Annotated in this window: 28 protein-coding genes; 7 read left to right on the top strand and 21 right to left on the bottom strand. The window is 71.6% G+C overall.

Annotated features, from left to right (window positions below; all coding sequences use genetic code 11):
- Positions 1-107: 107 nt before the first annotated feature.
- Positions 108-1,352 carry a GNAT family N-acetyltransferase gene (locus tag AB0G52_RS37815; RefSeq protein WP_132892073.1) on the bottom strand — a complete coding sequence of 415 codons (1,245 nt, stop codon included), beginning with the start codon at positions 1,350-1,352 and terminating at the stop codon, positions 108-110.
- Positions 1,353-1,480: 128 nt separating this feature from the next.
- On the bottom strand, positions 1,481-2,074 hold the full coding sequence (locus AB0G52_RS37810) for an aerial mycelium formation protein (protein ID WP_132892074.1): 594 nt from the start codon (positions 2,072-2,074) through the stop codon (positions 1,481-1,483).
- Between the two features lie 158 nt (positions 2,075-2,232).
- On the opposite strand from AB0G52_RS37810, the gene dtd reads away from it, so the two are divergent.
- Positions 2,233-2,658, top strand: coding sequence for a D-aminoacyl-tRNA deacylase (dtd, locus tag AB0G52_RS37805; RefSeq protein ID WP_132892075.1), 426 nt, complete (start codon positions 2,233-2,235; stop codon positions 2,656-2,658).
- Positions 2,659-2,679: 21 nt separating this feature from the next.
- On the opposite strand, the gene AB0G52_RS37800 is transcribed toward dtd, so the two are convergent.
- The 8 genes from AB0G52_RS37800 to AB0G52_RS37765 form a co-directional block, all read right to left on the bottom strand.
- Positions 2,680-3,645: a folate-binding protein gene (locus AB0G52_RS37800; RefSeq protein ID WP_361343363.1), complete on the bottom strand. Its 966-nt coding sequence runs from the start codon at positions 3,643-3,645 to the stop codon at positions 2,680-2,682.
- Positions 3,646-3,655: 10 nt separating this feature from the next.
- Positions 3,656-4,117, bottom strand: coding sequence for a Fur family transcriptional regulator (locus tag AB0G52_RS37795; protein ID WP_132892077.1), 462 nt, complete (start codon positions 4,115-4,117; stop codon positions 3,656-3,658).
- Between the two features lie 34 nt (positions 4,118-4,151).
- Positions 4,152-4,727, bottom strand: a complete 576-nt coding sequence (locus AB0G52_RS37790; protein ID WP_361343360.1) for an FABP family protein — start codon at positions 4,725-4,727, stop codon at positions 4,152-4,154.
- 217 nt (positions 4,728-4,944) lie between these two features.
- Positions 4,945-5,829, bottom strand: a complete 885-nt coding sequence (locus AB0G52_RS37785) for a hypothetical protein (protein ID WP_361343357.1) — start codon at positions 5,827-5,829, stop codon at positions 4,945-4,947.
- A complete protein-coding gene (locus tag AB0G52_RS37780; RefSeq protein WP_361343354.1) occupies positions 5,826-6,596 on the bottom strand; it encodes a hypothetical protein in 771 nt (256 codons plus the stop codon). Before AB0G52_RS37780 ends, AB0G52_RS37785 begins: the two co-directional genes overlap by 4 nt.
- Positions 6,593-7,348 (bottom strand): hypothetical protein, encoded by a 756-nt coding sequence (locus AB0G52_RS37775; protein ID WP_132892080.1) that lies wholly within the window; start codon positions 7,346-7,348, stop codon positions 6,593-6,595. Before AB0G52_RS37775 ends, AB0G52_RS37780 begins: the two co-directional genes overlap by 4 nt.
- Positions 7,349-7,445: 97 nt before the next feature.
- A complete protein-coding gene (locus AB0G52_RS37770) occupies positions 7,446-7,805 on the bottom strand; it encodes a DoxX family protein (RefSeq protein WP_361343351.1) in 360 nt (119 codons plus the stop codon).
- Complete coding sequence (locus AB0G52_RS37765) at positions 7,802-8,284, bottom strand: cupin domain-containing protein (RefSeq protein ID WP_361343348.1); 483 nt, start codon at positions 8,282-8,284, stop codon at positions 7,802-7,804. The genes AB0G52_RS37770 and AB0G52_RS37765 overlap by 4 nt, the downstream gene beginning before the upstream one ends.
- A gap of 80 nt (positions 8,285-8,364) precedes the next feature.
- On the opposite strand from AB0G52_RS37765, the gene AB0G52_RS37760 reads away from it, so the two are divergent.
- Entirely contained in the window at positions 8,365-9,273 is a 909-nt protein-coding gene (locus AB0G52_RS37760) for a LysR substrate-binding domain-containing protein (RefSeq protein WP_361343345.1), read from the top strand.
- On the opposite strand, the gene AB0G52_RS37755 is transcribed toward AB0G52_RS37760, so the two are convergent.
- Together AB0G52_RS37755 and AB0G52_RS37750 are read right to left on the bottom strand one after the other, a co-directional pair.
- Entirely contained in the window at positions 9,204-9,404 is a 201-nt protein-coding gene (locus tag AB0G52_RS37755) for a DUF397 domain-containing protein (RefSeq protein WP_361343342.1), read from the bottom strand. The genes AB0G52_RS37760 and AB0G52_RS37755 overlap by 70 nt on opposite strands.
- Complete coding sequence (locus AB0G52_RS37750) at positions 9,386-10,228, bottom strand: helix-turn-helix transcriptional regulator (protein ID WP_361343339.1); 843 nt, start codon at positions 10,226-10,228, stop codon at positions 9,386-9,388. The genes AB0G52_RS37755 and AB0G52_RS37750 overlap by 19 nt, the downstream gene beginning before the upstream one ends.
- Before the next feature lie 175 nt (positions 10,229-10,403).
- On the opposite strand from AB0G52_RS37750, the gene AB0G52_RS37745 reads away from it, so the two are divergent.
- Positions 10,404-10,775: a hypothetical protein gene (locus AB0G52_RS37745; RefSeq protein ID WP_132892086.1), complete on the top strand. Its 372-nt coding sequence runs from the start codon at positions 10,404-10,406 to the stop codon at positions 10,773-10,775.
- Positions 10,776-10,790: 15 nt separating this feature from the next.
- Here AB0G52_RS37745 and AB0G52_RS37740 read toward each other — a convergent pair whose 3' ends face one another.
- Entirely contained in the window at positions 10,791-11,528 is a 738-nt protein-coding gene (locus tag AB0G52_RS37740) for a DUF4097 family beta strand repeat-containing protein (protein ID WP_361343336.1), read from the bottom strand.
- A 79-nt stretch (positions 11,529-11,607) separates the two neighbouring features.
- Between AB0G52_RS37740 and AB0G52_RS37735 the strand changes: the two genes are divergently transcribed.
- Positions 11,608-11,970, top strand: a complete 363-nt coding sequence (locus AB0G52_RS37735) for a DsrE family protein (RefSeq protein WP_361343333.1) — start codon at positions 11,608-11,610, stop codon at positions 11,968-11,970.
- Positions 11,971-11,986: 16 nt separating this feature from the next.
- Here the strand turns inward: AB0G52_RS37735 and AB0G52_RS37730 are convergent, their stop codons facing one another.
- Positions 11,987-12,355: a helix-turn-helix domain-containing protein gene (locus AB0G52_RS37730; RefSeq protein ID WP_361343331.1), complete on the bottom strand. Its 369-nt coding sequence runs from the start codon at positions 12,353-12,355 to the stop codon at positions 11,987-11,989.
- 110 nt (positions 12,356-12,465) lie between these two features.
- On the opposite strand from AB0G52_RS37730, the gene AB0G52_RS37725 reads away from it, so the two are divergent.
- Positions 12,466-13,311: an NAD(P)H-binding protein gene (locus AB0G52_RS37725; RefSeq protein WP_361343328.1), complete on the top strand. Its 846-nt coding sequence runs from the start codon at positions 12,466-12,468 to the stop codon at positions 13,309-13,311.
- Between the two features lie 13 nt (positions 13,312-13,324).
- Here AB0G52_RS37725 and AB0G52_RS37720 read toward each other — a convergent pair whose 3' ends face one another.
- The 7 genes from AB0G52_RS37720 to AB0G52_RS37690 all read right to left on the bottom strand — a co-directional run bounded on the left by AB0G52_RS37720 (position 13,325) and on the right by AB0G52_RS37690 (position 18,495).
- Entirely contained in the window at positions 13,325-13,588 is a 264-nt protein-coding gene (locus AB0G52_RS37720; RefSeq protein ID WP_132892091.1) for a DUF3099 domain-containing protein, read from the bottom strand.
- A 96-nt stretch (positions 13,589-13,684) separates the two neighbouring features.
- Entirely contained in the window at positions 13,685-13,972 is a 288-nt protein-coding gene (locus AB0G52_RS37715; protein ID WP_046732511.1) for a DUF1416 domain-containing protein, read from the bottom strand.
- Between the two features lie 62 nt (positions 13,973-14,034).
- The gene (locus AB0G52_RS37710; protein WP_132892092.1) at positions 14,035-14,874 is read right to left on the bottom strand and encodes a sulfurtransferase; all 840 of its coding nucleotides are present in this window, start codon (positions 14,872-14,874) and stop codon (positions 14,035-14,037) included.
- Between the two features lie 413 nt (positions 14,875-15,287).
- Complete coding sequence (locus tag AB0G52_RS37705; RefSeq protein WP_361343323.1) at positions 15,288-16,025, bottom strand: DUF2993 domain-containing protein; 738 nt, start codon at positions 16,023-16,025, stop codon at positions 15,288-15,290.
- A gap of 250 nt (positions 16,026-16,275) precedes the next feature.
- Complete coding sequence (locus AB0G52_RS37700) at positions 16,276-17,358, bottom strand: hypothetical protein (RefSeq protein WP_361343320.1); 1,083 nt, start codon at positions 17,356-17,358, stop codon at positions 16,276-16,278.
- Between the two features lie 9 nt (positions 17,359-17,367).
- Complete coding sequence (locus AB0G52_RS37695) at positions 17,368-17,622, bottom strand: MoaD/ThiS family protein (RefSeq protein WP_132892095.1); 255 nt, start codon at positions 17,620-17,622, stop codon at positions 17,368-17,370.
- Between the two features lie 36 nt (positions 17,623-17,658).
- Positions 17,659-18,495, bottom strand: a complete 837-nt coding sequence (locus tag AB0G52_RS37690; protein ID WP_132892096.1) for an alpha/beta fold hydrolase — start codon at positions 18,493-18,495, stop codon at positions 17,659-17,661.
- Positions 18,496-18,673: 178 nt separating this feature from the next.
- Between AB0G52_RS37690 and AB0G52_RS37685 the strand changes: the two genes are divergently transcribed.
- Together AB0G52_RS37685 and AB0G52_RS37680 are read left to right on the top strand one after the other, a co-directional pair.
- Complete coding sequence (locus AB0G52_RS37685) at positions 18,674-19,462, top strand: response regulator transcription factor (RefSeq protein ID WP_132892097.1); 789 nt, start codon at positions 18,674-18,676, stop codon at positions 19,460-19,462.
- A 105-nt stretch (positions 19,463-19,567) separates the two neighbouring features.
- Positions 19,568-20,590 carry a LacI family DNA-binding transcriptional regulator gene (locus AB0G52_RS37680; RefSeq protein ID WP_132892098.1) on the top strand — a complete coding sequence of 341 codons (1,023 nt, stop codon included), beginning with the start codon at positions 19,568-19,570 and terminating at the stop codon, positions 20,588-20,590.
- Positions 20,591-20,724 lie beyond the last annotated feature (134 nt).

The raw sequence follows: 20,724 nt of genomic DNA, 5'->3' as shown, positions 1-20,724 counted from the left end.
ACCGCAGGACCCGCTCAGCCACAACTTCACAGCTCGCTACGGATGAGCCGCACAGTCACAACCGAACAAGGTGATTCAGGCACCCGTCGTCGGCAGGAAGGGGACGGTCAGAAGATGTCCGGGCACCACGGCCGCCCGGACGTGCGCAGCAGGGCGTCGGCCTCCCGGGCGGCGCCCACTCGCTGTTCCTGGACCCGCCCGAGGGCGTGCAGCCGCGCCACGGTCTGGTCACCGAGCCAGACGCTCGCCAGGTCGGCGACGTCGAGGGCGAGGTCCGGGGTGCCGGTGGTCGGGGCGCAGGACGCGCCTTCGGGGGAGGCGTCCAGCCGGTACCGGCCGCCGGCCAGCCCCTGCCGGTCCGCCACCGCCAGGACCAGCGACCCCGCCGTGTCGTACGTCCGTGCCTCCAGGGCCCGTACGACGTCCAGGATCCGCACCCACAGCCAGTCCGCCTGCCCGGTGATCCGCGCGGCGCGCGGATCGGGAAGGTGGTGCGGCAGGAGGTCGTCCGGTGAGCGCCGGCCGCTCTTCACCGAGGTGATCCAGTCGATCGAGCACAGGTAGTGCCACAGCGCGCGCTCCGCCGCCGGGGTCGCACCGAGCAGCCAGTCGACCTCCGCGGTGTTGTACGGCTGCTTGTGCTGCCAGTGGTCGTCCGACCGGTACGACACCATGCCCTCGACCTCGCCGGCAGCGGACCGGTACACCGCGTGGAACGGCTCGGTCCAGGCATCGCCCCAGCGGACGGCCCCGGTCTGCACCTGCCACCACAGGTCGCTGCGGCTGACCGCGCCCGGGGTGGCTCGGCGGACCCGTTCGTGCAGTTCCGGGCCGAGCTTGCGGACGTCCTCGCCGTCGACGAGGTCGATCCGGCCGCCGTCCTCGGGGCGCGACCAGCGCGGGTCCAGGCCGCTGCGCGGGACGTCGATCTTCCACTCGGTCAGGGTGGTCGCCGGGCCGAAGCCGTAGCGGCCGTAGATCGGGTACTCCGCGGCGATCAGCGTGGCGACGACGTCACCGCGGTCCTTCGCCGCGGCGAGGTCCTGGCTCATCATGCGGGTGAGCAGGCCACGGCGGCGGTGGGTGGGGCTGACCGTGACGTTCGAGACGGCGTCGGCGGGGACCGGGGCTCCGCCGACCGCCGTGAGCTCCTGCGCGAAGGAGCGGAACGTGGCCACGCAGCGAGGGCCGTCGAAGGCGCCGAGGAGTCTGCCGGGTACGAACTGTCTCCGGCGGGCTTCGAGTTGGGCTTCCGTGAGGGTGGGCGGGTGCAGGAAGCCGGTCTTCATCGCCCGGTGCCAGTCGGCGAGCTCGGGTTCGGTTATGGGGCGGACTTCGACGGGGTCGGTCATGCGGTCACGGTAGGTGTGCGACAGGGGGGGTGCCGAGTGATTTTCGGGTGCGGCCGCGTGGGGGCTTGTCGCGCAGTTCCCCGCGCCCCTGAAAGGCGCTTACGCGCCCCTGGAGGGGCGCCCTCGCCTCACGTCAGAAGGTCGTCGACCTGGGCCTCGCCCTCGCGGTATCTGCGGGTGATCTCGGCGCTCGAACCGTCCGCCGTGCGCTGCAGGTGCTGCCGCCGCCGCGACACCTCCTGTTCGTAGCGGACCAGGCGGCCCATCGCCGCGGTCAGTTCCGGGTCCGTGCGGGCCTGGAGGTCGGAGAGTTCGACCTCGGCCAGCATCTCGGCGGCGAGGCGGCCGTACTCCTCGTTGTGCGGAGTGCCCAGGGTGACGTGGCGGGCCGACTGGCGGTGGCGGGCCGGGGCGTCCGTGAGGATCTCCGGGAGGCGGTCCACCACGGAGGCCGCCCCGGCCGGGGAGCGGCGGGCCAGTTCCGCGCGCAGGATGTCGATACGGCCCTGGAGCAGCCGCCGTACGTAACTCAGGTCCGCCTCGTCGCGCTGGGCGTCCCGGCGCAGGACGCGCAGCTCGGGCAGGCTCAGACGGGTCAGGTCGTGCTCCGGCGGCTCCGGGGGCAGCGGGATGCCCTGGCCGCGCTGTGCGGGCGGCCTGGGCAGGCTCGGCGCGCTCTGCGCGCCCTGCACCTTCAGTCGCCCGGTACTCGGTGTGCTCATACGCCTCTACCGTCCCCTCGACCGGTGTGTGGAAGCATGGTGCCACCCCAAGTGGCTGCTATGTGAATGAGTGCCCCCGAACGGCCGTAGATGGGGCCTTAAGGATCAATAATGGACCCGCTGCGGGGGCCGGGTGGACGCCGGGCATGATGGTGGGCATGCGAGCGGTGGTTCAGCGGGTGGACGGTGCCAGTGTCGTCGTGGACGGCGAGACGGTGGGCGCGATCGAGGGCGAGGGACTGTGCGTGCTGGTGGGGGTGACCCACGAGGACACGAAGGAGAAGGCGGCCCAACTCGCCCGGAAACTCTGGTCCGTTCGCATGCTGGCGGACGAGAAGTCGTGCAGTGACGTGGACGCGCCGCTGCTCGTCGTCAGCCAGTTCACGCTGTACGGGGACGCGCGCAAGGGGCGGCGGCCGACCTGGAACGCGGCGGCGCCCGGCGAGGTCGCCGAGCCGCTCGTGGAGGAGGTCGTCGCGCAGCTGCGCTCGCTCGGGGCGACCGTGGCGACCGGCCGGTTCGGAGCGCAGATGCGGGTTTCGCTGACCAACGACGGACCGTTCACCGTCCTGCTGGAGATGTGAGCCGGCCCCTCCCCTGCGGTCCTACGGCTCGACGATCACTTCCTGTGCCGCCGCCGTCCCCCCCGCGACCAGCCGGGCGTCGGCGGGGACGTTGCGCTTGACCAACGCCAGGGCCACCGGGCCGAGTTCGAAGTGGCGTACGGACGTCGTCACGAAGCCGATCTTCCGGCCGTCCTCGCCCTCGTCGGCGACGCGGATCTCGGTGCCGGGCGGCGGCAGGTGCACCTCGCTGCCGTCGAGGTGCAGGAAGACCAGGCGGCGCGGCGGCTTGCCCAGGTTCTGCACCCGGGCGACGGTCTCCTGGCCCCGGTAGCAGCCCTTCTGCAGGTGCACGGCGGTGCCGATCCAGCCCAGCTCGTGCGGGATGGTGCGGTGGTCGGTCTCGAAGCCGAGCCGGGGCCGGTGGTGCTCGACGCGCAGCGCCTCGTGGGCGAGGAGCCCGGCGGGCGGGCCCGCCTTCGCGGCGAAGGACTCCAGCTCCGCCCGGGGCAGGAAGAGGTCGCGGCCGTACGCCGTCTCGCGGACGACGACCCCGTCGGGGACCTCCGTGATGGAACCGGCCGGGAGGTGGACGACCGCGAAGTCGGCGGTGCGGTCGGCGACCTCGACCCGGTAGAAGAACTTCATCGACTCCAGGTAGGCGATCAGCGCCTCCTGGGTGCCGGGCTCGACGTGGGCCCAGACCGTGGTGCCGTCGTCGACCAGGTAGAGCGCGTGCTCGATGTGGCCGTGCGCGGAGAGGATCAGGGCCTCGGTGGCCTCGCCGGTGGGCAGCTCGCTGACGTGCTGGGTGAGCAGCAGGTGCAGCCAGCTCAGCCGGTCCTCGCCGGTGACCGCGACGACGCCCCGGTGGGACAGGTCGACGAAGCCGGCGCCGTCGGCGAGGGCGCGCTGCTCGCGGAACAGGTCGCCGTAGTGGGCGGCGACGCCTTCGTCCACGCCCTCGGCGGGCACCGCTCCGGGCAGGGACAGCAGGGGGCTCTTCATACGACTAAGCCTACGACTCGGTAATTGAAGTGCGGACGGTCGCGGTCCCGGCCGTCCGCTGCACGCAGTCCTGGCAGCGCCCGAAGATCGCGAAGTGCTTCATGTCCGTCTCGAAGCCGAATTCCCGCCGCAGCTTGGCGGTGAACTCGGCGGCCACGGCCACGTCCGCCTCGATCACGTTCTCGCAGTCGCGGCAGACCAGGTGGATGTGGTGGTGCCGGTCGGCGAGGTGGTACGTCGGCGCCCCGTGCCCGAGGTGGGCATGGCTGACCAGACCCAGCTCCTCCAGGAGCTCCAGGGTCCGGTAGACCGTGGAGATGTTGACCCCCGACGCGGTCTTCCGCACCTCGCCGAGGATGTCGTCGGGGGTCGCGTGCTCAAGGGTGTCCACGGCTTCGAGCACGAGTTGCCGCTGCGGCGTCAGCCGGTAGCCGCGCTGCCTGAGGTCGCTCTTCCAGTCGGTGCTCACCACACCGAAAGTCTAGAACTACTTCCGAATTCCAGGACTACTTGAAGAACGCGATGCCGTCGTCCGGCATGTCGTCGGGGAGGGCCTTGGCCCAGCGCTCGACGTCCTCCGGGGTGACGACCTTCTTCAGGTGGGCCGACATGTAGGGGCGGAGTTCGACCTCGGGGGTCTGCTTCTCGCCGACCCACATCAGGTCGCTCTTGACGTAGCCGTACAGGCGCTTGCCGCCGGAGTAGGGCGCGGAGGCCGCGGTGCGGGCCACGGCGTCCGTCACGAGGTCGATCTGCGGCTTCTTGTCGGCCATCTCGCCGTACCAGATCTCGATCACGCCGTCGTCGCGGGTCATCGTGACCTCGACCCGGCGGTCCGCGTCGATGCGCCAGAAGCCGTGCTCCGTCTCCAGCGGGCGGACCTTGTTCCCGTCGTTGTCCAGCACCCAGGTCTGGGAGTGGTACTCCAGGAAGTCCCGGCCGTCGTGGCCGAAGGTGACCTCCTGGCCGAAGTTGCACTTCTCCGAGCCCGGGAAGTCGTGGACGCCCGCGCCGGCCCAGCTGCCCAGCAGGAAGGCGAGCGGGACCAGGTCCTTGTGCAGGTCGGACGGAATCTCGATCATGGCGGCGGTTTCCTAGACGGGTTCCTGGACGGGGTGGTTCAGCGCTGGCCCTGGTACAGCTTCTTCACGGTCAGTCCGGCGAAGGCGATGACGCCGACGCAGACCAGGACCAGCAGGGTTTCGAAGAAGATCTCCACGGGTGCTCCTTGAGCGAGGGTGGGCGTACACAGAGCCGGGGCCCAGCTTACGCGGCCGGGCCCCGGGGCTCTTGGCGAGGTCAGCTCAGCAGCTCGCCCTGGAGGGTGACGGTCTGCTCGAAGGGAACGGCGAGCGCGCTGTGCCTGCGGGACTGGACGACCAGGGCGACGGTGTCGCCCGCGGCGAGGTACGCCTCCCGCACCTCCTCGGCGCCGTACGGCTTGCTCTCGCGGATCGGAGCGGTGTGCACGCGGTCGAGGTGGGCGGCCACCGGGAAGCCCAGGTCCCGCTCGTACGCGTCGCCGCCCCGCACCGGGTACTTCGGTGTCTCGTACCCCGTGAAGTCGTTGCTGAGCATGTGCTCGGCGATCGACGCGGTGTCGAACTGGAGCAGGTAGACGCGGGTGTGGGTGCCGTCGGGGGTGGTCCAGCCGCGGGCCGCGATGTGCCGCAGGCCGTTGTCGACGAGCTTCTGGCCGACCTCCGTGCGGTCCGCCGCGTGCGCGAACTCCTGGAGGAACGTCTTCGTCGGCAGCCAGCCGTCGGTCCCCTTGAGCGCCTGGTCCACGGTGGCGCCCCGCGGCGCGGGCAGCACGAGTTTCCGCAGGTCGGCGTAGTGGGCGCCGGCCTTGTTGCGGGCGTCGTCGTTCGGCCCGGGGCTGCCGGCCGGCAGCGGCGGCTTCACCAGCGTGGGGTAGTCCCAGCGGCCGTCGGAGTGGGTGGCGAGACCGGGTACGTCGGTCCGGTCCAGCAGGGTCACGCCGTACGCCGTCCCGGACCCGGCGACCGCGAAGACGGCGACCGCGGCGGCCCAGCGCAGCGCGGCCCGCAGCCGCCGCCGGTCCTTCTTCGGGGGCTCGGGCGCCACCGTGGGCATCGGCGGCACCTGGGGCACCAGGGGCACCGGGGTCTCCTCGGCCGCCGGTGCGGCCTGCGCGGCCTGCGCCGGCTCGTTGACGGTCATACCGACGCTCCCGGGTCCTTGATGCGGTCGAGCTGGGCACGGAGCATGTCCGCGGCGCTCCCCTTGTTCAGCGGCTTGGCCGCGGTGGCCGTGGCGCTGACCAGGACGTCGCCCACGTAGCCGGAGCAGAACATCAGGTCGAGCGACTCCGTCGAGCCGGACGCCACCAGGTAGCACGCGGTCGACTTTTCGTACCCCTTGATCACGGGGCCCTTGCGCAGCACCTTCAGCGCGCCGAGGTACCCGTTCTGCTGCTGCGCCAGGGAGCGGGCCGTGCCGCGGCTGCCCAGCTCCGCCAGCACGATCCGCATGGTGTACGTGTTGGCGTACGGCACCTCCGCGTTCACGTAGCTGCGCATCGCCATGCCCTTGACCGGGTTCCGGTCGAACTGCCGCTGCATGGCCCGCTGCTGGGTGCGCGGCAGGTCCTTGATCGACTCCGCGCGCAGCAGGTCCGCGTCCCGGCCGGACAGCGCGGCGTCCGACCCGAACCGGGTCATGTCCGGGCCGATCGCGTACGAGTCGCCGTACGGCAGCAGCATCCCGTGCAGCCCGCCGCCCGCGGCCGGCTTGGTCTGCTTGGGGTCCTTCGGCAGGCTCCAGGCGGGGGCGCCGGGGTCGCGGTCCGCGTCGCGGACGGTGACGACGGTGTACGCGGCCCCCGCGAGAACGGCCGCCGCCAGCACGCCTACCCCGGCGAAAGCGGCGACACGGCGCCGGTCACGGGGTGTGCCGACGGCCTCGGGGAATTCCGGGCTCTCGCTCACAGCTGCTCCATCTGCCGCTTCGCCAGATCCATGACCTTCGCCTTCGGGATCGGCTTCGTGTCGTAGATCCAGATCTCCATGGCGATGTCCCCGCGCCACGCGTGCGCCTCCGCCGAGTACACGCCCACGCCGTAGGTCGTGTCGGGCTTGTGGTGGACGTACGCCATGCCGTCGCCGGTGCCGGGTATCGGCCAGGCGTCGGTGGTGTGGTCGTCCGGCGGCTGGGCGTTGTCGTTCCCGGCGCCCGCGTCGTCGGCGGCCTGCGTGCCGCGCTCCGTCTCCCGGTACTGGACCAGCCGGATCTCCGCGGTGTACGTGCTGCCCTCACGCCAGTCGACGACGGCCACCCGACGGAGCTCGTCCTCCCTGGCCAGCCTGCGGAACGCGTTGTCCGGGCTCTGGAACTCCTCCGCGTACGCGGCCAGGTCCATCCACCCGTCGTTGGCCACCTCGATCAGCGGCTTGCGGGCCCCGGCGGGCTTGCGCAGCAGGAGCTTGCGCAGATCTCCGTCGGTCTTCACCTTCCGGTCCTGGGCGGCCGACAACGGCTCCGGACCGGCGCCCTCGGCCTGCGCGAGGGACGGCTGGGAGAGCGACGGCAGGGCGGTGGGCGCGCGGTCGGCCTGGACGAGGTAGCCGACGCAGCCGCCCGCGACGACGCCCAGCACGGCGGCACCGGCGATCAGGGCGGGGGTGCGGCGCCGTCTTCGGGTCGCGGGCGGTGCCTCAGGTGGTGCTTCTGGTGTCTCCAAGGGGTCCCCCTGTGCGAACGGAGGCGCGGATTCCTTGATCCGCGCTGCACAGGAGACTCATGGCCGGATCACTGAGTTGTACAGCGATCGGTCACGATCAGGACACCGGCGCGAGCGGGATGATCGCCACAGCTACCACCAGCAGGCCTACGTTCAGGCCGAGTTGTCGGTCCCCCATCCGCAAGTGAACTCTGATCGCGCCCAGTTGGAGGAGGACGAACCCGGTCGCGGCGACCGCGGCCAGCCAGGGGGCGATCCCGGTCAGGGGCGGCAGGACCAGGCCGAGCGCGCCGAGCACCTCGACCGCGCCGATCGCCCGCACGGCCGCCATCGGCAGGTCGTCCACCCACGCCATCATCGGCCGCAGCGCCTCCCGGCTCCGCACCGTCTTCAGGCCGCCCCCGTAGAGGTAGAAGAGGGCGAGGGGACCGGCCAGGATCCCGTACGCGGCCTTCATGAGGTCACGGGCTCGGTGGCGTAGCGGCTCATCACCTCGGCGTGCGCCTGCCCGGTCGGCGGCGTACCGGCCGCGAACATGTCCCGCAGGTCCCGGAAGTACTGCACGTACAGGTCGGGCGTGAACGTGGTGAGCATGACGGCGGGTGCGTCGGTGACGTTGGCGAAGGTGTGCGGGGCGCCGGGCGGGACCATGACGAGCGTGCCGGCCGGGGCGTCGTACTCGTCTTCCCCGACCGTGAAGCGCACCGAGCCGGAGACGACGTAGAAGCCCTCGTCGTGCTGCGCGTGGCGGTGCTGCGGCGGTCCCGGGGTGTGCGGTGGGAGCACGGACTCGGCGAGACCGAGGCGGTGGCCGGTGGTGCGGCCGTCCTCCAGGATCCGCATACGGATGGCGCCGAGGGCCAGCACCTCGCCGTCGGCGGGGCCTACTACGGATACCGCGGGGGTGGCAGGGGGGACGTTGTCGTGAGTCGTCATGCCTCGATTCGACGGCCGGGGTGGTGCGGCTGTCCAGGACCTGTTCCGCCTCCTCGATACCCGATCGGTATCGTGGCCGCATGGAGCTACGGACGCTGCGCTATTTCGTGGCCGTCGCCGAGGAACTCCACTTCGGCCGGGCCGCCGCGCGGCTCCACATGAGCCAGCCCCCGCTGAGCCGTGCGATCAGGGCACTGGAGGCAGAGACCGGGGCCGTGCTCCTCGAACGCTCGTCGGCCGGTGTCGCCCTCACCCCCGTCGGGGCGGTCCTCCTCACCGAGGCGCGGGCCCTGCTCGACCGGGCCGAGACACTGCGGGTCCGCGTCGCCGCGGCGGCCGGGACCGCCGTCCTCACGGTCGGGCTGCTCGGCGACAGCACGGACCCGGGCGTGGCCCGGCTGGCCCGCGCCTTCCGCGACCGCCACCCGGGCGTCGAGATCCGCATCCGCGAGACCGACCTCACGGATCCCACCTGCGGGCTGCACGCGGGCGCCGTGGACATCGCCCTGACCCGGGCGCCCTTCGACGAAACCGGGCTGACAGTACGGGAGTTGCGGGCCGACCCGGTGGGTGCGCTGCTGCGCGCCGACGATCCGGCGGCCCACCGGGAGAGCCTGCGGCTCGCCGACCTGGCCGGCCGGCGGTGGTTCCGGTTCCCGGACGGCACGGACCGGCGCTGGCAGTCGTACTGGAACGGCGGGACGGTCCGGGAGGGGCCGGTGGTACGGGCCGTGCAGGAGTGCAGGCAGGCGGTGCTGTGGAACGGCACGGTCGGCATGACCCTGGCCGACCACGACCCCGGCGACGGGCTCGTGGTGGTGCCGGTGCGCGACATGGCGCCCAGCCGGGTGGTGCTCGCGTGGCGCGCGGGCGACGGGAATCCGCTGCTGCGGTCGTTCACGCAGGTGGCGGCAGCCGCCTACCGCCCCTGCTTGACCCCGTCCACGAAGGCGGCCCAGGCGGGCGCCGCGAAGAGAAGGGTCCCGTAGGAGGGGGCTTTGCTGTCCCGGACGGGGATGTGGGCGGGGATGCCTACGGCGACTTCGAGGCATTCGCCGCCGTCGGTGTTGCTGTAACTGCTCTTGCGCCACGAGATGTTGCTCAGGTCGATGACTCGCACGGCACTTCCTCCAACATCCGCAAGATGAACGTGCGTGACGTGGCAGGGTTAAGCGCCAGGTCACGTACGGCATCATAAGTGCGGTGCAGGCGCTCAACCCGGCTTGTTTCTTCGACCAGTTCACCCCATACGTCGTTTTCAGCGTAGGCCACGGTGCGGGCGTCCGACAGCCGGAGGAACATCACGTTGGTGTTCACCAGGCCGTGAAGTCCGCTGCCGAACGGCAGCACATGAAGCGTGATGTTCGGGCGCTCCGAGGCTTTCACGAGGTGCTCTAACTGGATGCGCCATTCCCGGGTATCACGCAGCGAATTGCGCAGTACCGCTTCGAAAAGGATGACGCGGAACGGCGGCGCGTCCTCCTCGTCCAGCATCTTCTGGCGCCCGATACGTGCCTCGACCTGTTGTTCCAGCTCGTCGCCCTTGAGGCCACCGGCCGCGAGCGCTTCCCGCACATACCCGGGCGCCTGGAGCAGCCCCGGCGGCATGGTCACCGAGTAATGCCACAAGCTCGTCGCCTCGGCCTCCAGCGTCATGTAGCGCCGGTACCGCTCCTTGAACTGCGACGGGTCGGCGACCGCCAGCTCCCACAAGGCCAGCAGCAACCCCGGCGTCCCGTAGTACTGGTCCAGCGCCTCCACCACCTCCGGGCTCCCCAGGCTCCGCCCGCTCTCCATCTTCCCGAAGTTGGACGCGTCCCAGCCCAACTCCCCGGCAAGCTCCCGCAGGCTCACCCCCCGTTCCGCCCGCAACAGCCGCAGTTCCTCCGCGAACCGTTGCCGGGGCTCCTGGCTTCGGCCCGTCACCACCCGCCTCTGCGGCATCGCAGTCCCTCCCGCGCCCAATGGAATTTGTGGAATGAGCGCCGCCAGACGGGGAACAACCGCACCTCGTCGGCGTGCCTACCCCGCTCCCGGGCCATGCTCGTAGCAGCCTCGACACGCAGAGTAGTCCAACTCTCGCATTTCGTATAGATGTTGGACGAAAGGAGCAAATGCCATGGAGCCCGGAACCCTGTTCTACGACACCGCCACCGACCAGGTCGGCGAGTATCGGGACCGCTCGGGGCCGTACGCGATGCTGCGGCCCGTCGGCGGTGGCAGGGAGTGGGAGGCGGATCCCGCGACGCTGCGGCCCGCCACCGACAGAGAGCGGATCAGCGCCGGCGTACGCGCGGCGAACGACCGTACCCGGTCCGTACCACCGGACCCGGTGGACCTCAGCCGGCCGCCCCGGCCGGTACCCGGCTGCGCCGCGTGCGCGGAGCTGGGTGACCGGCGGGAGGCCGCGCTGGCCGGGTACGACCACAGCGCGGCCGTCGACGCGAACGTGCTGCTGCGCCAGCACCAGCGCGCGGAGCACCGGCCGTGAGGCGTGCGGAGGACGTCAGTGCGTCGGCTCCACCGTCAGGTCACCGTTGGTCGTCGACAGGTCCAGGCGGTACCGGCCCGACGGGTCGTTCCTGAGCCCCACCTTCTGGTCGCCGTGGGAGTCGGCCGCCGAGATCCGGTAGTCGGCGGGCGGCGCGGTGACCGTGAGGCTGCCGCTGGTCGTGCGGGCCGTGATGTTCTGCGGGGTGGCCGTCCGGATCGTCACCTCGCCGTTCGTCGTCTCGGCGTCGACGTCACCGCCTGTGGCGCCCCTGACCTGCACATCGCCGTTGGAGGTGCGCAGCTTCACCGGCCCCTTCGCCCCGTCCACGGCGATCTCGCCGTTGTCGGTGTGCACGTCGACCGGGCCGACGCCGGTCAGTGTGACGTCGCCGTCGGAGGTGCCTCCGGCGACCGGGAGACGCACGGGCACCTTGACGACGTAGTCGACGCCGCAGTGCCGGCCGCAGCCGGAGAGCGTCAGGACGCCGTGGTCGACGCTGAACGAGGTGCCGGTCGGCTTGTCCCCGCGGTAGTCGACCTTGCGGTGCACGGAGGCCGTCGAGACGTCCGCCGAGGCCTCCACCCGTATCCCGCCGTTGCCGCTGTCGAGACGGATCGAGGTGATCTTCTGGGGCACCTTGGCGTCGTCCTCGAAGGTCTTCTGGTCGACGAAGGAGCAGGCGGAGAGCCCGCCGAGGGTGAGAGCGGTCAGAGCCGCCGAGGCCAGGACGCGGTTCGGTAAGAGACGCATGGAGGGGACTCTACGCAGCCGCGTCGCCGCCCACGATGGGGAAAACCCCCCGATCCCGGCCCCCGATTAAGCTGCTCGCATGGCCAAGAAGCTCCTGATCAAGGTGACGGCCGGGGTGGACGCCCCGGAGCGGTGTTCGCAGGCGTTCACGGTGGCGGCGGTGGCCGTGGCCAGCGGCGTCGAGGTGTCGATGTGGCTGACCGGGGAGTCCGCGTGGTTCGCGCTGCCGGGGCGGGCGGCCGAGTTCGAGCTGCCGCACGCCGCGCCGCTGCCGGACCTGCTCGACTCGATCCTGGCGGGCGGCACGCTCACGCTGTGCACGCAGTGCGCGGCCCGCCGGGACATCACGGAGAAGGACGTGATCGGGGGCGTGCGGATCGCGGGCGCGCAGGTGTTCGTGCAGGAGGCGATGGCCGAGGGCACGCAGGCGCTCGTCTACTAGGGGGCGCGCCGGGGGGCTAGGAACGGGGGCCGCCCGCGTCGTCGTAGCGCTGCCGGGCCTCATCGACGTGGGCGAGGTGGGTGCCGGCCCAGTCGGCGAGGTGGGCGAAGAGCGGGGCGAGGCTGGCGCCGAGTTCGCTGATCTCGTACTCGACGCGGGGCGGCACCTCGGGGTGGTAGGTGCGCACGACCATGCCGTCCCGCTCCAGCTGGCGCAGGCGCTGGGTGAGCACCTTCGGGGTGATGCCCTTGATGCGCCGTTCCAGCTCCACGAACCGCTGGCGGCCGAAGGCGTGCAGCGACCAGAGGATCGGTGTGGTCCAGCGGCTGAACACGATGTCCACGACCGGGGAGATCGGGCAGGCCAGCTCCGGATCGGTCTCCATCGGCCGGTGCACCCCTCTGAGGTAGTCACTTTCTTCTAGGTACCTACTATATCGACGCTGTTAGCGTCCCCGTCATCGCTGAAGACACCGGAACGGAACGGGAGTTGAGCATGATCGTGGTGACGGGTGCGACCGGGAACGTCGGGCGGTCGCTGGTGCGGGCCCTGGCGGAGGCCGGGGAGCGGGTGACGGCGGTGTCGCGGGGCGCGGCCCCGGTGGAGCTGCCGGACGGGGTCGGGCACCTGCGCGGCGATCTGGGCGAGCCCGACTCCCTGCGGGCCGCCTTCGAGGGCGCCGAGGCGCTGTTCCTGCACGACGGCGGGACGGGCGGGCACGGGCTCGACGCGCGGGCCGTGCTGGACCGGGCGCGGCGGGCCGGGGTGCGGCGGGTGGTGCTGCTCTCCTCGCAGGGCGTGGTGACGAGGCCGGACTCGCCCTCGCACGGCGGGGTGATGCGGGCGGTCGAGGAGGCGGTGCGCGCCTCGGAGCTGGACTGGACGATCCTGCGCCCCGGCGGCTTCGCCTCCAACGCCTACGCCTGGGCGGAGTCGGTGCGCGCCGAGCGGACCGTGGCCGCGCCGTTCGGGGACGTCGGGCTCCCCGTCGTCGATCCGGCGGACGTCGGGGAGGTGGCCGCCGTGGCCCTGCGCAAGGACGAGCACACGGGCAGGGTCTACGAACTGAACGGTCCCGCGGTCATCACGCCCCGGCAGCAGGCGGCGGCGATCGGGGCGGTCCTCGGGGAGCCGGTGCGGTTCGTGGAGCTGAGCCGGGCGGAGGCGCGGGCGCGGATGGCCGCGTTCATGCCGGAGCCGGTGGTGGAGACGACGCTGGCGGTGCTCGGCGAGCCCACCGAGGCCGAGCTCCGGCTCAGCCCGGACGTGGCGGCGGTGCTGGGCCGCCCGCCCAGGACCTTCGCGGAGTGGGCCCGGCGCAACGCGGCGGCGTTCCGTTAGGGGTCGGGACGCCTCAGGGGCGAGGGCGTTTCTTGCCGTCCAGTTCGTCCCACCACTCGTCGGACTGGGGATCCCCGGAGGGGTCGTCCCACCAGCGGTCGTCGGGGCCGCGACGGTTCGCGACCATCGCGGCGACCGGCGGGATGACCATGGCCACCAGGCACATCCCCACCGCGGCCGGGACGGACCAGATGCGCACGACTCCCCACGCCAGGACGAAGAGCCCGATGCAGATCCCCATCATGACGAAGTAGGTACGACGCCGACGAGCGAGCATGACTCCAGAGTAGGTCCGGTGCCCCGACACGGCGCAGGGGCCGTGTCCCCGGGCCGGAACGCCCCGGAGACACGGCCCCTGGCCGTGGTGCTGCTCTCAGACCGCGATCGCGACCTCGGCGAGGCCGCCCTGCTGGGCGACGACCGTGCGGTCGGCGGTACCGCCGGGGACGAGGGCGCGGACGGTCCAGGTGCCCTCCGCCGCGTAGAAGCGGAACTGTCCGGTGGCGGAGGTCGGGACCTCCGCGGTGAACTCGCCGGTCGAGTCCAGGAGGCGGACGTAGCCCACCACCGGCTCGCCGTCGCGGGTCACCTGACCCTGGATCGTGGTCTCACCGGGCTTGATCGTCGAGGGGTCCGGGCCGCCGGCCTTCGCTCCACACATGCGTTACTCCTGTCGAGGTCTTGAAAGGTCGGTCTGAGGGGGCTTACGGGGGCCGCGCGGCCTTACTTGTTGGCGCCGAGCTCGATCGGGACGCCGACGAGGCTGCCGTACTCGGTCCAGGAGCCGTCGTAGTTCTTGACGTTCTCGACACCGAGCAGCTCGTGCAGGACGAACCAGGTCAGGGCCGAGCGCTCACCGATACGGCAGTAGGCGATGGTGTCCTTGGCGAGGTCCACCTGCTCCGCGGCGTAGAGCTCCTTGAGCTCGTCGTCCGACTTGAAGGTGCCGTCGTCGTTGGCGTTCTTCGACCACGGGATGTTGCGGGCGGTCGGGACGTGGCCCGGACGCTGCGACTGCTCCTGCGGCAGGTGGGCCGGGGCGAGCAGCTTGCCGGAGAACTCGTCGGGGGACCGCACGTCGACGAGGTTCTGCGAGCCGATGGCCGCCACGACGTCGTCGCGGAAGGCGCGGATCGCGGTGTTCTGCGGCTTGGCCTTGTAGGTGGTCTCGGTGCGCTCCGGGACCTCCTCGACCAGCTCGCGGGCGTCCAGCTCCCACTTCTTGCGGCCGCCGTCGAGGAGCTTGACGTTCTCGTGGCCGTACAGCTTGAAGTACCAGTAGGCGTAGGACGCGAACCAGTTGTTGTTGCCGCCGTACAGGATCACCAGCGTGTCGTTGGCGATGCCCTTCGCCGACAGGAGCTTCTCGAAGCCCTCCTGGTCGATGAAGTCGCGGCGGACCGGGTCCTGCAGGTCCTTGGTCCAGTCGATGCGGATCGCGTTCCTGATGTGGTTCTTCTCGTAGGCGGAGGTGTCCTCGTCCACCTCCACGATCGCGATGTTCGGGTCGTCGAGGTTGGCCTCGACCCAGTCGGCGTCGACCAGGACGTCGCTGCGGCTCATGCTCTTCTCTCCTCCGGGGCAGGTGCGGCGGGGCGGTGCGCGTGCGGGGGGTGCGCGGCGGGGCGCACGGATGCCCTGAGCGTGGGCAGGGCGGGGATGCGGAAGCCGGTGCTTCCGCTCAGAAAGTGCGACAGAGCATGGCGGCGACGCGGCACAGGTCGACTGCCCGCCGCTTCGTGAGGTCCGCCTGTCGCTTCATAAGGCTCGATCGTAGGGACGGATAACCGGGCATGTCACCGGCATGTCGCATGGTGAGACACGATCGTCCGAATTGCGGAACACCGGGGCCGTTCGGGTGGCCGTGGCGGCCGGCGGGACGTCCGCGTCCGGCACCGCATCTGCGGTGCGGACGTGACCGTCTCGCCTGATGGACACGGTGGTCCCTCGGCCGTGGGCAACCGCCGTGGCGCTTCCTACCCGGCCAGCCGGACGTTCGAACCCCGCACCGCGATCTTCACACCGTCCGCCACGGCCTCCACCTTGTCCAGCCGGACGCCGCCGGGGAGCTGGTCGATCGCCTGCTGGAAGTCGGAGGCCTGCCGGAAGCGGTTCTCCACGAGGGTGACCCCGGCGAGCTTCGGCAGACCGTCGGCGTGCACCTGTACGGAGTTGTCCTTGACGGTGACCGTGCTGAGGACGGGGACCTTCTGGTGGGCCTTGATGCCGGGGACGGTGATGTCGAGGGTGACCTTGATCTTGCCGTTGCCGCCGTCGCCGAGACCGACGACCCGGCCGGTGAAACCGAGGCCCAGGTCGGTGGGCTGGGTGTCCACGTTCTTCAGCAGCTCGCTGTACGGGACGAGGGCGCTGCCGGTGGCGGTGCGGGCGGTGGCAGAGCTGTAGTCGCCGGTGAAGGTGACGTCCTTCATGTCGGCGTTCAGGTCCTCGATGCGGATGGTCTTGCCGGCGGTGCCGGTGGTGGCGTCGTAGTCCTTGATACCGACCACCACGTCGTCCAGGGTGCCGTCGGCCACCTGGGTGAGGAAGGGGAAGCCCTTGATGGAGACGTCGGGGTCGGTGGTCAGGTTCTCCGTCGTCCTCAGCTTGCCGGCGGCCTCGTTTTCGGCGAAGTGCACGGCGACGCGGTCGACGACCACGAAGAGGATGCCGATGACCACGACGACGATCAGGAGTATTCGCAGGGCGCGCATGTGGTGGGGTCCCCAGGGTCGACGGATCCGACGGTTTCCTTCCGGCTGCCCACGCTAGCCGTGCGGGAACGGGGGGACGGGGAATTATCGAACACGGACGCGTCGTGTTTCGGCTGCGGGTGTGTGGGGGTTGCTCGCGCAGTTCCCCGCGCCCCTGAAAGCAGGGCGTCGCTGTGAGCGCCCCTTCAGGGGCGCGGGGAACTGCGCGACCAGCCCCCGCCGGGCCGCAGCCGACGAACCGCCGCCGATGTCAGTGCAGGATCCAGATCACCGGGGCCGCCGCTGCCAGGGGCAGGGCCACGCCCGCGGTGAAGTGGACGAACCTCGACGGGTAGTCGTAGCTCGCCACCCGGTGGCCCACGAGCGCGCACACCCCGGCCGCCACCCCGATCAGCGCCCCGCGCGTCCCCACGCCCGTCATCCCGCCCGCCGCGATCCCCGCCCCGGTCGCCGCCAGCAGCGCGACCACCAACGACGCCGGGGTGGGCAGCGGCAGCGCTCTCGCGAGGACCGCCACGGCCACCGCCGCCGCGCCCACCGTCACCGCGTCGGTGTCCGCACCGAGGTACCCGGTCGCGATGATCGCCAGCGCGGACGAGGCGACGGTGGCCATCAGGCCGTACATACGGGTGTCGGGGTCGGCGTGCGAGCGGAGCTGGAGGACCAGGGTGAGCAGGACCCACACGCCCAGGGGGCCCAGGATCGCCGCCGGCGCCTGGTCGCGGCCCGCGACGAGCACCGCCACGTCCGCCGTCACCCCGCCGAGGAAGGCCAGCGCGATGCCCTGCCGGGCGGGCCACATGCCGTTCAGCCGGAACCAGCCCGCGGCCGTCACCGCCTGGAGGGCCACCAGGGGGAGCACCAGCGCGTACGTGGAGGCCTGCGCCGTCACCGAGAGCAGCAGGCCGAGCAGGGCCGTGAGCAGCGCCGGCTGCATCCCCGGCTCGATGATCGGCGAGCGCCCCTCCAGCCGGGCCCGCTGCGCGTCGGTGATCCGCGCGTTGCCGGCGAGGGTGGCGGGACCGTACCCCTGGTCGGACCCAGCGGGCGCGGGGGCCGGGGCAGCGGCGTACGCCTGCTGAGGCTGTTGCTGAGGCTGCGGCTGTTCCGCGGGGTACGGCCGTTCGTACGACTGCGGCTGCAGGTACGCCGTCTCCGCGGCCGGCGGCGCGGGGGACACCGGCGGCACCGGGGCGTGCGTCTGGGTCTCCCAGGTCTGCCCCTGCCACTGCTGCGTGGCGTACTGCTGCTCGTCATACCCCCACTGCTGGGGCGTCGGCTGCTGCTGGGGCTGCTGGTACGGGTCGTAGCCCTCGTACGGCTGGTTGCTCATCGGTCTCGCTCACCCTCCTGCGAACGGCGGGAGCACCTCGACCGTGCCGCCCTCGGCCAGCCGTACCGTCTCATGCTCGCGCATGCCCACGGGGTCACCGTCGATGAGGAAGGAGCACCGTCGCAGGACGCGCGCGAGTTCCCCCGGGTGTCGCGTGCGCACCGCGTCCAGGGCCGCGGCGAGGGTGTCCGCGTCGTACGGCTCCTCGGCGACACCTGCGGCGGCCTTCGCGGCGGCCCAGTAGCGCACCGTGACCTTGGGCATCGGATTCCTTCGGATTCGGCTGTGTACAGGGTCAGGCTAGCCCGCCCGCGCGACCGCCCAGTCGCCGATCCTGGCCAGCAGGCGGTCGTCGGCGGCGTGTTCGGCGTGGCCCATGCCGGGCTCCAGCCACAGGTCGGCGGCGCCGTCCGCGGCCGCGGCCAGCATCTGCGGGTGGTCGACGGGGAAGTAGCCGTCGCTGTCGCCGTGCACGATCAGCAGGGGGGTGGGGGCGATCTTCGGCACCGCCTCCACCGGGGACAGCGGCACCGGGTCCCAGTCCCGGTGGTGGATGCGGGTGCGGAAGCCGTAGCGGCCGACCAGGCGGCCCTCGGGGCGGGTGACCAGCCAGTGCAGGCGGCGCATGGGGGCGGTGCCCCGGTAGTACCAGCGGGCCGGGGACGACACCGAGACCACCGCGTCCACTCCGCCGTACAGCGCCGCGTGCCGCAGCACCACCGAACCGCCCATGGAGAAGCCGACGGTCACCACGCGCGCGTGCCCGAAGCCGCGCGCCCAGGCCACCGCCGCGGCCAGGTCGAGGACCTCGCGGTCGCCGACGGTGGTGCGGCCGCCGGAGCGGCCGTGCCCCCGGAAGGAGAAGCTGACCACGGACCCGTGAGCGGCGAGCGCGGCCACCACCCGTCGTACGTGTGGCCGGTCCACGTCTCCCGTGAAACCGTGGGCCATGACGAACACCAGGTCACGGGAGGGTGGCCGCGAGCTGTCGTATACGAAGGAGGCGGGATCGTATACGGAATCGATCGCAATCCCGTCTTCGGTGTGCAGAAACGTCCGGATAGGGGTGCTTCTGCTTGTCTCGCAGTTCGGACGAACGGTGGAACTGTCCACATGACCTGCCGGACCGTTGCTCATGTGGGCTATTCTGCTGGCAGAGGACTCGGGCGACGCCGCCACCGGGTCCTTTTGTGCTTTCGGAAGCGCTGTATACGAAGCGGGAAACTCCAGGTGACCGCGGACGTACGGAGGTTCGGGAGCGCAGCGCAGTGTCATTGCACACAGTCCTCGCAGGGACCGAGGAGGAACCAGACAAATGAGTTCTCTGCTGCTCCTGACCAACGCCCTCCAGCCGTCGACGGAGGTGCTGCCGGCCCTCGGCCTGCTCCTGCACAACGTGCGGGTCGCCCCGGCCGAAGGCCCCGCCCTCGTCGACACCCCGGGCGCTGACGTCATCCTGATCGACGGCCGCCGCGACCTGCCGCAGGTGCGCAGCCTCTGCCAGCTCCTGCGGTCCACCGGCCCCGGCTGTCCGCTGGTCCTGGTCGTCACCGAGGGCGGCCTCGCCGCCGTCACCGCCGACTGGGGCATCGACGACGTGCTCCTCGACACCGCGGGCCCCGCCGAGGTCGAGGCGCGGCTGCGGCTCGCCATGGGCCGTCAGCAGATCGTCGCCGACGACTCCCCCATGGAGATCCGCAACGGCGACCTCTCGGTCGACGAGGCGACCTACAGCGCGAAGCTCAAGGGCCGGGTCCTCGACCTCACCTTCAAGGAGTTCGAGCTGCTCAAGTACCTGGCCCAGCACCCCGGCCGGGTGTTCACTCGTGCACAGCTGCTCCAGGAGGTCTGGGGGTACGACTACTTCGGCGGCACCCGGACCGTCGACGTGCACGTACGACGGCTGCGCGCCAAACTCGGCGTCGAGCACGAGTCCCTGATCGGCACCGTACGGAACGTCGGTTATCGATTCGTTACGCCTGAGAAGGGCGAGCGGAGCGGTGACGAGGCCAAGGCGCGGGAGGCGCGGGCCGAGCGCGCAAAGGCGGCGGATGCGGACGCATCGGCGGACCTGGGCGCGGTCGAGGTGCCCGCGGAGGCGTAGTCGCCGTCCGGGCGCGGCGTGCCGTCGCCCGGACGGGCATTGCTTCCGCAAGCGAAGCTCCGATACGCCCTGCCCAGCGGGGGTCCATCCGCGTAGACTCCGCGCGTGGCCAAGGTGACTCGGGATGATGTGGCGCGGCTGGCGGGGACCTCCACCGCCGTGGTCAGCTATGTCATCAACAACGGACCCCGGCCGGTCGCACCGGCCACGCGCGAGCGTGTCCTCGCCGCGATCAAGGAACTGGGGTACCGGCCCGACCGGGTCGCCCAGGCGATGGCCTCGCGGCGCACCGACCTCATAGGCCTGATCATCCCGGACGCCCGCCAGCCGTTCTTCGGCGAGATGGCGCACGCGGTCGAGCAGGCCGCGTCCGAGCGCGGAAAGATGGTGCTGGTCGGCAACACCGACTACGTCGCCGAGCGCGAGGTCCACTATCTGCGCGCGTTCCTCGGGATGCGGGTCTCCGGCCTCATCCTCGTCTCCCACGCCCTCAACGACCTGGCCGCCGCCGAGATCGACGCCTGGGACGCCCGGGTGGTGCTGCTGCACGAGCGGCCGGAGGCGATCGACGACGTGGCCGTGGTGACGGACGACCTCGGAGGCGCCCAGCTCGCGGTGCGGCACCTGCTGGAGCACGGGTACGAGTACGTGGCCTGCATGGGCGGTACGGCCGAGACCCCGGCCGTCGGCGACCCGGTCTCCGACCACGTCGAGGGCTGGAAGCGGGCGATGGCGGAGGCGGGGCTGGCCACGGAGGGGCGGTTGTTCGAGGCGCCGTACAACCGGTACGACGCGTACCGGGTGGCGCTGGACGTCCTCGCCGGGCCCGAGCGGCCGCCGGCGATCTTCTGCTCCACCGACGACCAGGCGCTCGGCGTGCTGCGGGCGGCGCGGGAGCTGCGGATCGACGTGCCCGGGGAGCTGGCGGTGGCCGGCTTCGACGACATCAAGGAGGCGGGGCTGGCGGACCCGCCGCTGACCACGATCGCCTCGGACCGGCCGGCGATGGCGCGTGCCGCGGTGGACCTGGTGCTGGACGACGGGTTGCGGGTGGCGGGGTCGCGGCGCGAGCGCCTGAAGACGTTCCCGTCCCGACTGGTGGTGCGCGGCTCCTGCGGCTGCGGGTAGTGCGCCGACTGCGGGTGCGTGGAGGCTGGTCGCGCAGTTCCCCGCGCCCCTGAAGGGGCGCCCACGCCGACGCCTGCTTTTAAGGGGCGCGGGGACACCGACGGACAGCACGGGCCCGCCGCACTCATCAAGGA

Source organism: Streptomyces sp. NPDC021562 (assembly GCF_040640875.1).
Classification (GTDB): domain Bacteria; phylum Actinomycetota; class Actinomycetes; order Streptomycetales; family Streptomycetaceae; genus Streptomyces.
Note: the sequence above shows the minus strand (reverse complement) of the source record. Positions and strands in the feature narration are given on the sequence as shown.